The organism is Bifidobacterium choladohabitans (assembly GCF_016102005.1).
In the GTDB taxonomy this organism is placed as follows: domain Bacteria; phylum Actinomycetota; class Actinomycetes; order Actinomycetales; family Bifidobacteriaceae; genus Bombiscardovia; species Bombiscardovia choladohabitans.
The window spans coordinates 554,576-569,962 of the sequence record NZ_JACFPL010000002.1 but is presented as its reverse complement, the minus strand read 5'-3'; the positions used below and the strand labels follow the sequence as shown (position 1 = coordinate 569,962).

13 protein-coding genes are annotated in these 15,387 nt (G+C 58.3%); 4 read left to right on the top strand and 9 right to left on the bottom strand.

Features of this window, described 5'->3' with window-relative positions:
- Nucleotides 1-52: 52 nt before the first annotated feature.
- A complete protein-coding gene (gene guaA, locus H3S97_RS05920; RefSeq protein ID WP_198219951.1) occupies nt 53-1,615 on the top strand; it encodes a glutamine-hydrolyzing GMP synthase in 1,563 nt (520 codons plus the stop codon).
- 146 nt (nt 1,616-1,761) lie between these two features.
- Here the strand turns inward: guaA and H3S97_RS05915 are convergent, their stop codons facing one another.
- The 5 genes from H3S97_RS05915 to H3S97_RS05895 form a co-directional block, all read right to left on the bottom strand.
- A complete protein-coding gene (locus H3S97_RS05915) occupies nt 1,762-2,118 on the bottom strand; it encodes a PH domain-containing protein (protein WP_198219950.1) in 357 nt (118 codons plus the stop codon).
- Nucleotides 2,115-2,540: a TetR/AcrR family transcriptional regulator gene (locus H3S97_RS05910; protein WP_232356297.1), complete on the bottom strand. Its 426-nt coding sequence runs from the start codon at nt 2,538-2,540 to the stop codon at nt 2,115-2,117. The genes H3S97_RS05915 and H3S97_RS05910 overlap by 4 nt, the downstream gene beginning before the upstream one ends.
- A 1,281-nt stretch (nt 2,541-3,821) precedes the next feature.
- A complete protein-coding gene (locus H3S97_RS05905; RefSeq protein ID WP_198219948.1) occupies nt 3,822-4,118 on the bottom strand; it encodes a hypothetical protein in 297 nt (98 codons plus the stop codon).
- Nucleotides 4,119-4,180: 62 nt separating this feature from the next.
- A complete protein-coding gene (locus H3S97_RS05900; protein ID WP_198219947.1) occupies nt 4,181-4,387 on the bottom strand; it encodes a ParA family protein in 207 nt (68 codons plus the stop codon).
- An 878-nt stretch (nt 4,388-5,265) separates the two neighbouring features.
- The gene (locus H3S97_RS05895) at nt 5,266-5,643 is read right to left on the bottom strand and encodes a hypothetical protein (protein ID WP_198219946.1); all 378 of its coding nucleotides are present in this window, start codon (nt 5,641-5,643) and stop codon (nt 5,266-5,268) included.
- A gap of 701 nt (nt 5,644-6,344) precedes the next feature.
- Between H3S97_RS05895 and H3S97_RS05890 the strand changes: the two genes are divergently transcribed.
- Complete coding sequence (locus tag H3S97_RS05890) at nt 6,345-7,409, top strand: hypothetical protein (protein ID WP_198219945.1); 1,065 nt, start codon at nt 6,345-6,347, stop codon at nt 7,407-7,409.
- 118 nt (nt 7,410-7,527) lie between these two features.
- The gene (locus tag H3S97_RS05885; RefSeq protein WP_232356296.1) at nt 7,528-11,877 is read left to right on the top strand and encodes an LPXTG cell wall anchor domain-containing protein; all 4,350 of its coding nucleotides are present in this window, start codon (nt 7,528-7,530) and stop codon (nt 11,875-11,877) included.
- Nucleotides 11,878-11,982: 105 nt separating this feature from the next.
- Here the strand turns inward: H3S97_RS05885 and H3S97_RS05880 are convergent, their stop codons facing one another.
- The gene (locus tag H3S97_RS05880) at nt 11,983-12,168 is read right to left on the bottom strand and encodes a hypothetical protein (RefSeq protein WP_198219943.1); all 186 of its coding nucleotides are present in this window, start codon (nt 12,166-12,168) and stop codon (nt 11,983-11,985) included.
- Between H3S97_RS05880 and H3S97_RS08480 the strand changes: the two genes are divergently transcribed.
- Nucleotides 12,098-12,682 carry a DUF4062 domain-containing protein gene (locus H3S97_RS08480; protein WP_332468268.1) on the top strand — a complete coding sequence of 195 codons (585 nt, stop codon included), beginning with the start codon at nt 12,098-12,100 and terminating at the stop codon, nt 12,680-12,682. The genes H3S97_RS05880 and H3S97_RS08480 overlap by 71 nt on opposite strands.
- A gap of 450 nt (nt 12,683-13,132) precedes the next feature.
- On the opposite strand, the gene H3S97_RS08605 is transcribed toward H3S97_RS08480, so the two are convergent.
- The 3 genes from H3S97_RS08605 to H3S97_RS05860 form a co-directional block, all read right to left on the bottom strand.
- Nucleotides 13,133-13,498, bottom strand: coding sequence for an isoaspartyl peptidase/L-asparaginase (locus H3S97_RS08605; RefSeq protein ID WP_198220002.1), 366 nt, complete (start codon nt 13,496-13,498; stop codon nt 13,133-13,135).
- An 86-nt stretch (nt 13,499-13,584) separates the two neighbouring features.
- Entirely contained in the window at nt 13,585-13,953 is a 369-nt protein-coding gene (locus H3S97_RS05865) for an isoaspartyl peptidase/L-asparaginase (protein ID WP_232356295.1), read from the bottom strand.
- Nucleotides 13,954-14,478: 525 nt separating this feature from the next.
- The gene (locus tag H3S97_RS05860) at nt 14,479-15,303 is read right to left on the bottom strand and encodes an oxidoreductase (RefSeq protein WP_198219940.1); all 825 of its coding nucleotides are present in this window, start codon (nt 15,301-15,303) and stop codon (nt 14,479-14,481) included.
- Nucleotides 15,304-15,387 lie beyond the last annotated feature (84 nt).

The following is a 15,387-nucleotide window of genomic DNA, read 5'->3' as shown; positions in this document are numbered from 1 at the left end:
TTCGTCGCTCTCGGGCATCCACGGCAGATACAGCATATATATAAGGAGTTTTATGGCACAGGGTCCCGTCCTGGTGGTCGATTTCGGTGCGCAGTACGCCCAGCTAATCGCTCGTCGAGTCAGGGAGGCGGGGGTCTACTCCGAGCTGGTGCCTCATTCGATGAGTCTGGATCAGATGCTGGCCAAGGATCCCAAGGCGGTCATCCTTTCAGGCGGCCCGGCCTCCGTCTACGTGGACGGGGCGCCTACCATCGACAAGAGGATTTTCGAGTCGGGTGTGCCTGTGCTGGGCATCTGCTACGGCTTCCAGGTCATGGCCCATGAGTTGGGCGGCGAGGTGGACAAGGCGGCACTGGGGGAGTACGGCAAGACCGAGGCCTTCATCGACAGCGCCAAGGGAATACTGCAGGATTCGCCGGCGCGGCAGGATGTATGGATGAGCCATGGCGTCGCCGTCAACCGTGCGCCCGAAGGCTTTGAGGTTTTGGCGCATACCGAGGGTGCTCCGGTGGCGGCCATGCAGGATCCTTCCCGGGGGCTGTACGGGGTCCAGTGGCATCCCGAGGTGACCAACACCCCTCTGGGGCAGGACCTGATTGAACGCTTCCTGCACCAGTGTGCCGGACTGCCGTCGGACTGGAACGCCTCGGGCATCATCGAGCAGCAGGTGGAGAAGATCCGTGGCACGGTGGGTGACGACCAGGTCATCTGCGGCCTGTCGGGCGGCGTCGATTCAGCTGTGGCGGCCGCCTTGGTTCACAGGGCCGTCGGCGACCAGCTGACCTGCGTCTTCGTGGATCATGGGCTCTTGCGCAAGGGGGAGGCCGAGCAGGTCAAGCATGATTTTGTGGCCGCCACTGGCATCAAGCTGATCGCCGTGGATGCCTCGCAGGACTTCCTGACCGCCCTCAAGGGCGTTTCCGAGCCTGAGCGCAAGCGCAAAATTATCGGGGAGAAGTTCATCCGCACCTTTGAAAAAGCCCAGCGGCAGGTGATAGAGGAGGCCGGCAAGACGGGCAAGGAGGTCAAGTTCCTGGTGCAGGGCACACTCTACCCTGACGTGGTCGAGTCTGGCGGCGGAGATGGAGCGGCCAATATCAAGTCCCACCACAACGTGGGTGGTCTGCCCAAGGACGTCAAGTTCAAGCTGATCGAGCCCCTGCGCACCCTCTTCAAGGATGAGGTCCGGGCCATCGGTACCGAACTGGGCCTGCCTGACCAGATCGTCTGGCGTCAGCCTTTCCCGGGCCCCGGTCTGGGCATCCGCATCATCGGGGAGATCACTCAGGACCGTTTAGAGACCTTGCGTGAGGCCGATGCGATTGCCCGTGAAGAGCTGTCCAAGGCTGGGCTGGATCGACAGATCTGGCAGTGCCCGGTCGTGCTGCTGGCCAATGTGCATTCAGTAGGTGTGCAAGGCGACGAGCGTACCTATGGCTCGCCGATTGTGCTGCGTCCGGTCTCCTCCGAGGACGCCATGACTGCTGACTGGACGCGTCTGCCCTACGACGTGCTGGCCACCATTTCCACACGCATTACCAACGAGTGCCCGGGCATCAACCGCGTGGTCCTGGACTGCACCTCGAAGCCTCCGGCAACCATCGAGTGGGAGTGAGCATCCGGGCCGACAAGCCATACGGCGATACGTCGAAGACGGTATTGTCGCATATGACTTGTCGGCCCAGTTATCTGGCTCTCGGGATATTAAATGTCGATAGTCGATAAAGGAGCTCAGGTCCTGCACTTCATTCAGTTCATTGTTTATTGCTTAGGAATGGCCGCATTGATCCTATTGACCAGCTCGCGGGGTTGCTCCACCCCGAGCACCAGCCGGTCATAGTGCTCGTCCTTGAGTTGGATGACAATGGGAATTTCAGGTCTGGTGACATTCCAGAATGTCTTTTCCCCATGCTCAATGTATGTGCCAGCCCATTTACCGGGGACATGAAGGCCGGGCGCACGCAGCCCCTTGGTATCATCAAGAATGCCCGGATCCTCGCTCGCACCCAGAACATGCTCGAGCGGCACCACCAGTTTCCCTTTGAACGACCACATCTTATCCAAGCCCTGCGGTTCAACTTCCAGCGTCCGCCCGACAATTGCCACCCTGTTGTTCATGACTTGCTTCTTTCATTATCAGACTGAAACCGAATATGTGCACGCTGCAGCAGCGTCTCGCCAAGGAGCGTGGCGACATCAACGGTCACAGCATTGGTATCGTCAGATCCCGAGTTGGACAGCTTTACAAGGTAATCCCTGACCAGTCTGCGAACCTCTAGATCATGATCCGACAGCTCCATGAGTGCCACCAATACCAGATTGAGCACTCCTGAATCGTGCCACTCCGAATCCGTTGCATCGCGAAGCGCAGCCAGGAACATCCCACGCTTGCTGCCGAAGGCACCGTAGAGACTGCCCCGGAGCAGACCTGTGGCTTTGACGAGAGCATCAATTGACGTACCCTCATAGCCATGTTCCAGGAAAACCTCGCGGGCACGTGCAAGTACTGCATCATCATCGAAACTTCTCTTTCGACCCATGCTCGCCAAGATAGCATTATTTGACTAAACAGTCAAGAATAATAAATGGTAGTTATTCTCATAATCATCGTTCCTTCTTTTTTGAAGCTGCCGGTGCTGGGAATAGTAATTCGCTGGCTAAGCTACCCGTAATGAACACAAGAATTAAAAGCCATGAAGATGGCCCCCATCCGAGCATGAAGATTGTGATAGGAGGGAGTGATAACCAGTGTAATAATTACGAATCTCAATGACACTGCTGGCCCTAAAGGACTTTCTGTGTTCTGTTTTTTGATTGAATGAAAATATCCAGGGTTCCAAGGAACCGATCAGTAATACGAATACCAGCTGGGTATTCACGGGCATTGTTGAACTAGCATGCGTAGTTTTGCAAAATAAGGTTACAACGAGAAAGATCAGTGTAAATATCGCCCCTCAACGCCACTAAGGATGATATTGCCAATCCAGATATCTATGGGTGAAGGCCGAAACCGCTCCGCGTCTCTTCTTGGATTTATTCGACGCACTTTAATTACACGTAAAGTTGGCGACTGCCTACATTTTTAGTGTCAATCCTTGCCAGAATTGCAAATGCTCAGAGCATAAATCAGCTTAAATACTGCCGTATTAGGCAGTCAAATACCAATTATTTTCAACATTACATTGGGGGACATGTTCTCTAGTTTGAGAGTGTTCAATTATTGGCTTCTGTGCAGTTGTAGTGAGTTCTGGGGCGCTAGCTGTTTTAGCAACACCAACATCAGTGCCGCTGACGCGCTTCTTGGTACTAGGGCCAGTAGCTTGTGTTTTCTTTGACCGCATATCAATCTCCTGTGGTTGACATGTATGCCAAATGGCTTAGCCGTGCAGTATCCGCAGAAAAAGTCAATATAATTGCTGATGAGATAAATACCGCAGGAAAAGTACGCGATGACTGGAAGTCTTCTATAACGCAATTAGAGAGCGCTTCATCGGCTCTGATTAATGTGATGGGCAAGGTTAGAGAAGCGGTCCAAGCCAAATAAGTATGATCGAGATCTTCAGCTATCCACGCAGGCGTTCCGGGAAGGGCTCTTAGCATCATCAAGACTGGAGTATGGCCGCACTGGTGTTACACCCGGACGGGGGGACAGATGGCTCATCTCCATAAAATAGCTGAGAAAGCGAGAAGCATTATCTTATTGAGGGAGAAGACATACCGAAACAAAACGGTCCCAATCACGACGGGCTCGATATGTAGTCAATTGGATGACTTTGAGGCATACCTATATGTCCAGTTCGTTTGATTGGGACTGGAAGGGCTCACGGAATATTGCAGTTGGTGTCAGGCAGACTCTTGATGCCTGTACCATCTGTGTTGCCTTCAGTTCGGTAAGCTCGCGCTGTCATCTGGGCAAGATACACGGCTGATTTCAGACTTAGACTCGGCTCCGCACGCCTGAGTTCACGGATGAACACAACTTGATCCTTGCTGGGATCTATTCCCCTAGATGTAGCGATGCTTTGAGCCCATTCCACTGCAGTAGCCATCGGGTCTTCGCAGTCAGCAAATATCATTGTGACTTCAACCCTCGGATTGTTGTCATTCGTCAAGCTCATGGCTTTTCCTCTCAAAGTTCCTGGTGCTTATTTTCTGGCCGCTGAAGTGTTGACCACTTCTATCATTCAGCTGTGAGAGTCGTCGTCAAAGCCCCGACGCCGATCTGAACGCACTCAGCTGAAGAGGCGGTAACGAAGGAGAAAATCGACGGGATTGGCGAGAGCGCCGGAGTGGTATCAAATCCGTAAGCGCGAGTTCTGCGGGGGATGCTGGTGGTCTTGCCGACGCCCCCCTTGGTGTTGGCCCAGGCTATGACGTTTGCAATCATCGCTCCTTCCGAGTCCTTCGGACAGCACGCCTGTTTAAGGTTAGCATGCTTACTATGTAATGTTTAAATTAAACCTTTTCATATATCATATGCAGCTAGAATGTTTACCCTGCCTAAAGGTTCGGTGTTCTGCTCTTTCGCGGGCCCGGAATCATTGAGGTAAAATATTTATGTTTTACATTAAAAATTAAACATTTGATGGCTTCAAGGGGGCGCAACATTTGGTGACGCGGACGGGGGAAGCCCCTTGGGCCGCGATGAACGGCTCCCGCCGCCTGGGAGACGCTTGTGCTTCCTTCACATGACGATCTTTCGTTGTTCTCGTTGACGATTTGTCTTTGCAGGTGCTCGGGTGTTGGTTCGCGACGGACTGTTCCCGCATTCGTCCCTTCTCCAGGAGATGTAGCTTTCCTGCGAGATGGTCAGTGAGTCTGTGCGGCGCGCAAACTGGTCCTTAGTGCTCGAGTCCCCGATGACTTGGATCTGCATGGCGCTGACGGCATCGAGCTGGCATCTGAACGCTTTGTAATCGCTTCCGGTGGGATTGCGCATGATGTAGACCCCGGTTCTGTGCATTGAGCTGCTGCCATTGTTCACTGGTCGGCTGGTCAGTCGCGTCGTTCTCCGTTGCGATGTATACTGCCCCTTGGTATTGCTTTTACAACAGGTCGCATCCGTTTGTCGTCGATTGCCGAAGTCTGTGCCGCTGTGTTGTAAAGCTTTGACGCTCGGGTTTTGGGTACTTTTGCGACGTGAAGCTTTTCGAGTCTGGACCCCGTCCAAGGATTGTCGGACGGTGGTAATTCTTACCTGCCTGCAAATATACGCCAGAAACGTCATGTCCCGCCGCCGCGGTGTGCGCGGCCTGCGGAAAAGTGTCATTTCTTCCGGCTATGCCTTCCTATCCGTTCCGTCGCGGGAGAGTGGGTCTCTTCCTGTTGATGATCGGTTTCCCGCAGGTAGGCGGTTAGGGCTTCCTGTATGCGCTGGCCGAGGCGCCGGCCGCCGGAGGCCTCCTTCAGCAGGGTTGCATGCTCCGGATTCAGGTCGTACCCGCATTTGTCGAAGATGTTCATGCACTGCTCGGTTGGATCCTTGCCGAAGTGCTTGCATACGATGGCGAATTCCGCAATGGTCAGCGGCACGCCGGTCAGGTGCATGATGCTGTACATTTTTGCGGCAGAAAAGCCTAAGAGTTCCGCCAGGTCAGTGATCGAGGTGTCGGAACCCTTTTCGTTGAGCCAGCTCTTGATCAAAATGACCGACTCCTTATCGGCTTGATGCCATCTGCTAGATTTCATCAGAAGCCAGTTTACGGCACAGGCAAGCCTTTTTCGGACAATGGAGATCACGTCTCAGGCCCTTCTTCAACAAGTTGGGGAAATTCTCTGTTTATCCTCTGGAATACCAGAATTACAGCATTATATGTCATCGTATTTATTGAATATGAGAATTTTGGTGTATTCTGTATTGAAGAAGGCGTAACGGCTGCGGTCGGAGTCTGGATTGCAGCCGGCTATGGCGTGGGGATCCATGGGATTTTTGTGGATGCGAAGATGAGCCGACATGTTTTACGCCTACATGAGGAGAGGGGGTGCAGTGCAGGTGACAGTCGTTGGTGTTGGTGACCGAGGATGTCCTGCGGGGGCAAACCGTATTGTTGGTGCGCTGGCAGTTTGGGCTGCGGGCGCGGCACGTTGGCCAAGTACGTGCGTCGATCCCTCGTTCGCGGGAAGGACGGCGGGGAAAAGAAGACCCCCGGCCTGATTGGGGGGATGCATATCCAGCCCCTTGGCGAACCTGAGACTTGTCAGCCAAAATTTATCTGCGGTTTACGCCGTCAGGGTTCTGAAGTAAGGATGACTGGTTTAAGTACAGGAATTTACTTTAACGCTGCGCGCGCGGTTACGATGGAAGAATACACCAGTAATCCGCGTAGATGAGAAGAGGGATATTCATGGCGGATCATGAAGATGAGGGGACTATGGACCTGCATAGTGTGTCCGATCAAGCCGAGGGGGAAGACCAAGCGCCGCCGGCGATCGTGCCGGAGGACGGGGGAGATCCGCCGGGCAAGCCACGACCGAAGTGGCTGGTGCCGGTGGTTGTCGCCGTGGTCGTGGTGGTGGTGGTCGTGGCTGGTCTTGTGGGCTGGCGCGTGGTGGAATCCCGCCGGCATGATGCGGCGTTGGACTCCTGCAGCCAGGCGGTCAAGTCCCTGCAGGACAAGACCCGTTCGGACCGGTTGACGCAGTACCGCGAGGCGGCTGGCATAAAGTCCGATCAGGTCAAGGACACAAGCACTGTGGTGGCCATGGCGCGCAGCGTGAAGGACGCCGAGGGGATCAGGCAGCAGACAATCCAGTGCAAGGCCTCCATGTCCACTGGGGATCTGAACGCGGCGGCCGGCCAGGCCGGAAAAATCGACGGCAAATATGCGGCTGTGGCCAGGGCTGCCAAGGCTGTGCTCGCGTCCAGGGATGCGAAGGCCCTGGATGATGCCAGGACCGCCCTGGACGGGAAGAAGGGCGAGGCGTCGAGGCTGCTGGCTGATTCGGACGGGAAGGTGGCCGACAATGCGACCCGTGACGGCCTGCAGCAGGCCATCGACCAGGCCGGCCAGGCCGAGGGCGACAAGGCGAAGGCCTACCGTAATGCGGTAGGCGCCCTGCAGGCGGCCATCGACCGGGTGAACGCCTCCATGCAGGCCAAGAGCCAGGCCGACCAGCAGGCCGCAGCCCAGGCGCAGACCCAGGCCGCACAGCAGCAGCCGGCGCAACGGCAGGGCACCACCCAGCGCCGTCAGGCCTCCTCCAACAGTGGGAGGAGAGGTTCCACGCAAACCCGCCGACCCACCTACCGGCCTTCCGGCAATCGAGGCGGCGGAGGCGGCGGATCCTCGCAGGCGCCGGCAGCCCCATCAGCCCCACAAGGCGGTGGATCTAATTGGCGCGACAGACTAAATCGTCCGGATACTTCAATGCATGGTTGTAATCCGGATGGTTCTTGTGGTATTGGCTGATTGATTGAGAATTTGCCAGCGGGACCGGTTTCTTGGAAGGTCTCCTATCCCGCTGGCGTTGTTTGTGGGCGACCATATCGGCCGTCCCCTTCATGATAGTGGAAGGGAAACATAAATGATGACTCCAGGAAAGATCGGACGCTGGGCGTGTCGGCTTTTGCGCCTGCGCTCCGGATGGGCGGGCAAGGCGGTGGCCATAGCCACTGCCGGGGCCACGCTGCTGATCGGCGTCCAGCCGGCTGTCGCCGCCGGCGGCGCCGGATCGGGCGGCGACAACACCAGCAACTCGCATTCGGGCAAGTTTGCGCAATCCTGGGCCTACCGGGACAATGAGGACGGCGGGTTCGGCGGCGCCGACCGGGCTGCGGTCATGGCTGCGATGGCGGAGATGGGCGTGACTATCCGCGACGAGCAGGCGTGGGGGTCCATAGACAAGGCCCTGAATGAGGCCAACATGAACTGCCTGGCGCGTTTCAATGAGGCGAATCCCGACCAGGCGGGCTATGGCCAGTGCCGCACGGTGGGCGTGGGCATGGTCACCACCCCGGGCAAGGTGTATCAGGGCCTGGACCGCGCCAGCCATGACATCTGGATGAACCATTGGGCAGACACCGTGGTGGGCAAGACATTCAGCAACCACGGGGCTAGCTATATGACTAATACTCCTTTTTCTGATCAGCCTGGCACCACGGTTGATAGGTTAGCCGACGAGTATGCGGGCGATGCCACGCATACTTCGGTTGTGGTGATCATGCTCAACCAGTATGAGCCGAAGCCTGCGAATTATCGTCTCCAGGTGTCCACGGATCAGCAGTCGCCGACGGCCATGGTGGTCGGCGGCACCGATGAGGTCCAGGACGTGATCCATGCGGATGCTTCGGGTTCCCCGATCCGGGAGAATGTGAATGCGACGGTGGTCATGCATTACGATGGCCAGCCTGACGGGTATGTGGGCGCGAAGCAGGCGGTGAAGAACGCCGCTCTGCCCAACCAGGGCGATGCGCGGGTCGGGTTCACCCCGGCCGATTTCGGCCTGGCCCATTGGCAGGAGGGCCGGTACTGGTTCGATGTGCAGGTGCCGCAGCAGGGTCGCATGGATGGTGCGGTGGACACCCCGGACCGTGATCCGCGTGAGGTGTTCAGCGTCTCCTCGGTTCCCCCGCCGGCCCCGGTGAAGAAGATCCAGAAGGGCACTTCGGCCGACCGGATGGTCAACCGCACGACGATCACGACCGGCACGGGCCGTGGCGGCTATGAGCTGCATTTCCGCGAGCAGATCGACCCGCATGGTGTCCCGTACTCGGTTGAGAACATCAGGCTGCGGGATCTGACCGACGGCCGTGACGTGGCCGGGGAGTTCAAAGTCGTCTGGGACCAGGCCACGGGCCTGCTGACGGCCGACCGGACCCCCGACAAGGGGGAGATGCCGCTGGAGCACCAGTACGAGCTGTCCTTCGACGTGCGGGTGTCGAAGCCTGATTTCAGCAAGGTCAGCGACCATGCGACGGTGGGTTGGAACAAGCGGCCGGCCGTGGACACGGGGGCCAAGGAGTTCCCGACGTGGCGCCCCCAGCCCGACAAGTCCTGGATCAGGCAGGACCCGTCGACGGGCAAGTGGGCGGCGGTCATCGACCCGTCCCGCACGGACACGACCGGCGCCGACAATGCGAAGTTCCTCGATGGCGACAGGGTGGCGTCGGTGGTGAACGCCACGGTGGCGGCCGACCTGATCGAGGCGCCCGCCCGGCTCGAGATCGGGGACGACTGGTCACAGGCGTCCTACCTCTTCAAGGCGGACGACGTGTCGAAGATCCGCGTCTACCAGGCCAAGGCCGGCACCGACCGCGCCTCCTCGGTCAGCGACATCGCCAACCGGGGCCAGGATGTGACCGACCGGTTCGACATCACCATGAAAGGCACGCATGCCGTGGCCAAGGCCAAGCCGGCATACCTGCGTGGCCTGAAGGGCATGGCGGACCCCCTGCAGGTGACGATGCTCGTCCCCGGGTCGATCAGCTTCGCCCGTGGCAAGGGCGCGGCCCAGGTGCGCAGGGACTTCGGCAGGCAGCCCGGTGACGAGCTGACCTTCTGCAAGGAGCCCGGCGCCTCCGGCGCGGACCTGACCAACAGCGCCTACGAGCAGGTCAACACCCACAAGGTGGCCACCAACGAGCCGAAGATCTGCGGGTACGTGCCGCCGGTGAAGAAGGACGTGGTGTCCGAGGCCAGCCAGGGCGGCGACCAGGACAGCGTGGACGGCAAGCTGGTCTACCCCGGCCAGAAGGTCGAATACCAGCTGCTCACCCAGCCCAAGCTCCCCGCCGACCTGGCCTACGGGGTGTCCCGCGTGATCCTCACGGACACCTACGACCAGTGGCTCAAGGTCGACAAGCAGACCCTGGAGCTGATGGACCTGGACGCGGGCCGGGTGATCCCCAAGAGCCGGTACAGCACGAAGTGGGATGACGCTCACCACCTGGTGCAGGTCGTCTTCACCGACCAGGCGCTGATCGGCCAGTGGAGGGCAGGCGGGAATCCGCGCATCCAGCTGCGGTTCGAGGGCACCGTCGATGCTCAGGCCCCTGCCGGGCACAGGGTGAACAACCAGTGGATGCTGACCCTGAACAACAGCCTGACCCCGTCCAACGAGGTGTTCAACACCCCGCCGGACTTCAACCCGGTCAAGAAGGACGTCAGTTCGAAGGACCAGAGCGTCAGCATCGACGGGAAGACCCTCCTGCTGGGCGACACCGGCTACTACCGGGTCACCCTGGACGCCAGGCAGACCAACCAGGCGTACGCCGTGTGGCGGCTGGGCCTGGTGGACGACTATGACGACGAGTACCTGTCCATCGACCCCTCCGGTATCGAGGTGCAGGGTTCGGACGGCAAGGACTACACCCAGAAGTTCAACATCCAGGTCAAGGACGGTGTCGTCTACGCGTTCGCCCGGACCGTGGACACCAGGGTGCCGGCGACCGGGGAGATCCTCAAGGGCGACCCGCAGCCTGCCGACCTGGCCGCCTACGCCGCCAGGAGCCACAACCCGCTGCTCGAGCCGGCCATCGACCAGGGCCTGCTGGGCCGCACCTATGACCTGGTGCTTCCCTACAGGGTCATCAAGGTCAAGGACGGCTACGTGGTGAAGAACAAGGCCACGCAGGTCATCAACGACCTGCGCAAGCAGACCAACCAGGTGTCCAACCCGCTCAAGCCGATCAACCCGAGCAAGGATGTGGTGGTCAAGGTCAACGGGGAGAGCACGAACGGCAGGAGCATCTACGAGGACCGGCTCTTCCTCTACCAGCTGGACAGCAGCATCCTGCCGGCCAACCGGGCATACGCCCAGGCCGACCGTTGGCTGATCGAGGACCAGCTGGATCCCAAGTTCGACCAGTACACGGGCCAGTGGGCCGTGTACGCCACCCGCGACCTGTACCAGGGCGGGAAGGTGCTGGCCGGCAAGGGCGACCGGATCGCCGGCTCCGGGTTCGACTCCCCGAAGCTGGGCGAGCTGTTCACCCTGGAGCAGGACCGGTCGGGCAAGGTGACCATCCAGGCCACGCCCGCCTACCTGGCGCTGGTGTCCGCGTCCGGCGACCGTGATGCCGGCTGGCGCGCCTACATCCAGTGCAAGCGTCTGGCCGTCACCAAGCATCACGAGAACCGTTTCACCGAACGCTACAACGACAAGGTGAACCCCTCGAACGTGGTGTGGACCCGGACCCCGGACATGACCCCCAGGCTGAGGATCGTCAAATTCGACACCAGGAGCGGCCTACCCCAGGGCGACCGCAACGACCCCAAGCAGGCCCTGACGGTGGACGGCGACACCGACATCACGGTGCGCATCTACAACGAGTCTGGCGTCGATCCCGACACGGGCCGGGGGGACGTCTTCCTGGGCCGGGACCTGAAGCTGGAGGACAGGACCGTGGCCGGCGACGGCCAGGTCGTGGACTGGAAGTATCCGGACGGGTGGTCCGGCTACCAGCTCAAGCCCGGCAAGTATGTGGATGTGCACGGCACCCTCAAGGGCGTCACCGGTCACCACACCGACCGGGCCAAGGTGACCGGCCGGCCGATGGCCCCCTGCGTGGTCCCCGGCGACGACAAGCCCTTCGACCCGAAGGACCCCGACGCCAAGCCCGTCCAGGAGACGCCCAAGGATGCGGTCATGGTCGACGGGGTGGCCCTGTGTGGGGACACCACCGTGGAGTCCAACACCGACGACTGGAACGGCAAGGTCGAGCCTCCGGCCCTGCCCGCCACGGGCTCACAGATCGCCCTGGCCGTCCTGGCTGCCGGGCTGATGCTCCTGGGCGGCTATGTGGCCGTCCAGGGCGGAGGCTGGATGCGTCGTCGGCGTGCGGAGAACCATGAGGCGGCCCTCGCGTTCAGCGAGCAGGTCATGGCCCAGGCCGGGGCGCCGGAGCCTGAAGGCCAGCAGGACGAGCAGCCCCGCTGACGGTATCCGAGCCGCACCCCTGCAAAGGGGTGCGGCCCCTTCCTTGCGATGCTTCCCATCCGGGCTTCTTTGTCGGCCGCCTGCTTCTTTGGTTGCCTCTATTTCTCAGCCTGGCTGGGCAGTCATCCCCTGCCAGGGATGATCCGGATGCAGCGGCGGACGGGCTGCCTTCCCGCCGCCGGCTGCATCCTCAATCCTCCGGTCCTGCACCGGATCGGCAATGATTCTTCCCGTCCGCGTTCTGGCTGACGTGGGCGGGATGATGCGCGGAGGAGCCGACTGCTTCCCCACTTCTCGGTACCTCCTCCGTTTCGCCATCATGGGTCAACGTGGCGGAAAAGCCGAGGCGGACTTCCCCTTGCCGCCTAGATCCTTGGATACCCAAATCTTCCAGGTCTTTCGTGCCACATCGCAAGCAGGCACGCTAGACAACGGGCACGATCCGCAAGTACACCAGCAGAGCAAAACACAAGCGAAACAGGCGGAACGGAAACATTACGCGGTGTTCGTCAGCTCGACCTTCGAGGATATGAAGGATATTCGCGCAACTGTGTCGGGGAGGCTATATTCCATGAAGAACTTCATGGCCTCCAACAGTAGCCAGTTCGACTACATCCGTGAAAGGCTCAATGACACCGACATCTACGTGCTGCTTCTGGGCGGCAGGTACGGCACCCTCACTCCCGGCGAGGACAGGAGCTACACGCATGAGGAGTATGAGATGGCCAAAGCCAACCCCGATGTCAGGGTGCCGTCCTTCGTCTGCAACCACCCCGAGAATCGGCCTGCCGAGAGACGCTGGTAAGACGATGATGAGCACGACAAGCTCATGAAATTCACTAAGGAAGCGGAAAGCAGCAAAATGGTCGGACTCTGGAATGTCGATACCAGCCCGGAGAACATGTTGAAGACCAACATCTCATCAGGCATGGCGGTATCCGTCTGCTCGGTCGGGCTGCGGACGGCTGGCGTTTGGCCCCTGAGGAATAATCGACGTAGATCCTCTCACGCCTCGCCTTCTTGAGAGTGTCGGTCTGCAGATCCTCATTCTGCTCAAGTGCGCTCACACTCGCATAGCCGATCGGCATGCCCCCCCCCCTCCAACAGTCGGCGGTGACGATTGGACGGGCCTGCCTGAGGCTATTGATTTTAAAATCACATGTTTAGCATGCATAAATTAAAAAATGAGTTTATTCAAACTTATGGCTTTCATCAGGCAACATTGCCGTCCCTGCGCCCAATATATTGAAAATGGTCATTTGATGGGCGCCTTTAGTGAGCGCTCATATTTCTGCAGCCATTCCTTTGTCACCGGCTCGATTTGTGTTCTGCCCTCGCCATCCGGGTGGGTCCTGAGTATTTGTATCTGCTCGCCTTCTCTGGCTGTGCAAAAGGCGAATTTCACGTTGGTAGCGGCCGCTCCTCCGATGGCGCTGTCTACATAGAAGCCCGAGCCGGGCAGGGGAGAATCACATACTCTGCCTGGCTGCTTAAAAAGAGCCGAGATGTCGATGTGCCGGCAGCCATCGACCCCTTGCATATCCAAGGAGATGGCCCCGACAGTATCGTGCCCTCGGTAGGGGCCGGCAGACTCCGGTCTTGCAGCCTTGGCAGCTTCCAGCGTCTTCTGGCCTGTCTGTCAGCATATTGCGCATTTTGAATCTGCTGACCTGATCATAGCGAGTTGCCCCCGTGCCGACCAAGAAACTACTGGTATGGCGTCAGCTCAGCTGTCTGGCCACGGATATGGGGTGGGTGGAGTACATGCTGAATGCCGGCCACTGCGACCAAGGCCATGCTGTTCCCGTCCATGAAGGCGGCATCCACCTCCATCATGCCTTCCTGGTTGGGCAAGGCTCCATAACCGACGGAGGTGTAATCCGGGTTGGACTCAACCTCTTGAATCAGCATTTCCACAGCATCGCGCGCCCATCCATCTTTTTCAAGACTGGAACTGGACTTGACCATACTTTCATAGGCCATCCGCCAGGTACCAATAGATGCCCGGGTGGAGTGATTGTGACTTGCTTGCTGCAGGGATGAACCACTCATTTCCTTGTTTCTTTCTGTCGACATGGTCGCTTGGCTGTTCCTGATGGGGGTGCCAATACTGTTTTGGAGCGGAAGAGTAAGCCGGAACTCAGCCGGTCAACGAATAATCAAGCTGATAGACCGCACTATTGAGGAGCAGGTCGTCAGTAATGGGCTTGCCTTGTTCGCGTTCAGACAGCAATTGTGTCCGTTACTCTCTTTTTATCTTTTAATGAAAATTACTGGAGTTACTTCTTATTTTGCGAAATATTATATCGGCACTCTTAATCGTTTGATAGGCATCAACTTTTGGTCTACATGCCGTATGGTTACTATATGGAACTTTTGAGTCGCAACAATTGAGATTACGGTTATGACTGTCAAGCTACTTGTATGGATACAGTTTCTTTGGCATTAAAACTAGAGTGTATCATAGAGAAAATTCTAATTCTATTTAACTATTTATAGATCATCAATATTGATTTATAAGAAATAAAAGATTTTTCTCTACGCAAGTAGAGTATAAAACTCCCCTTTTCGTTTCGGCTTGGAAATAGCCTGTACCTTCATTTACAGGTCCTTGGCATGGACCATCAGGTAGTCCCAGGCACGGGTGGGGAGCAGGGCATGAAGGGCAACCAGAGGTTTGGCGCCGAAGCCCAGAAGGTAACGTGGGCGGGGATAGCGTACCGTCGAGGCACGAACGATGGCCTTGGCAATGGTTGTTGGTTGGGTCAAATGCCTGCTGGAGTAGAGCCTGCGCAGTCCGGCAGCAGCACGGAAGCCTGCCTTTTGATAGGCGCTTTTGCGGGTGACTGTTTGGAGATTGTTGGCGGCAATCGCGCCCCAATTGGTGGCGATGGCCCCCGGCTCGATCAGGACCACGTCGATGCCAAAGGGCCGCATCTCCATACGCAATGCGTCACTGAAGGCTTCAAGGGCGTACTTGGTGGCATGGTACCAGGCACCCATATAGGTGACCATTCGGCCTGCCATGGATGAGGTGTTCACGATTCGGCCGTGTCTGGCTCGGCGCATGGCAGGCAGCACCAGCTGGGTCAATCGGGCAAGTCCGAAGAGGTTGACCTCGAATTGTCGACGGACCTCGTCAATGGAGACCTGCTCGACCGGCCCATAGGACCCGTAGCCGGCGTTGTTGACCAGCAGATCGACCCGCTTCTCCTTCTGCAGAATTCGACCGACTGCCTTCTCGATGGAGGCAGAGTCGGTCAGGTCCATCTGCAGGGCCGTCACCCCCTTGTCGGCCAGTGGCTTCAGTCGCTCGACTCGTCGTCCTGCCGCATATACCCGGTATCCATGATCGGCGAGCATTCGAGCGGTTTCGTACCCGATGCCGCTGGTTGCCCCAGTGACCAGCGCTACTCGATTGGTCATTACCTCACCCCTTTTGACCGACATCCAAGAGTTTCTTTTCTTGCCTGTCTTTGAAGGAAAGTATATGACAGAGATCCCAAAGCA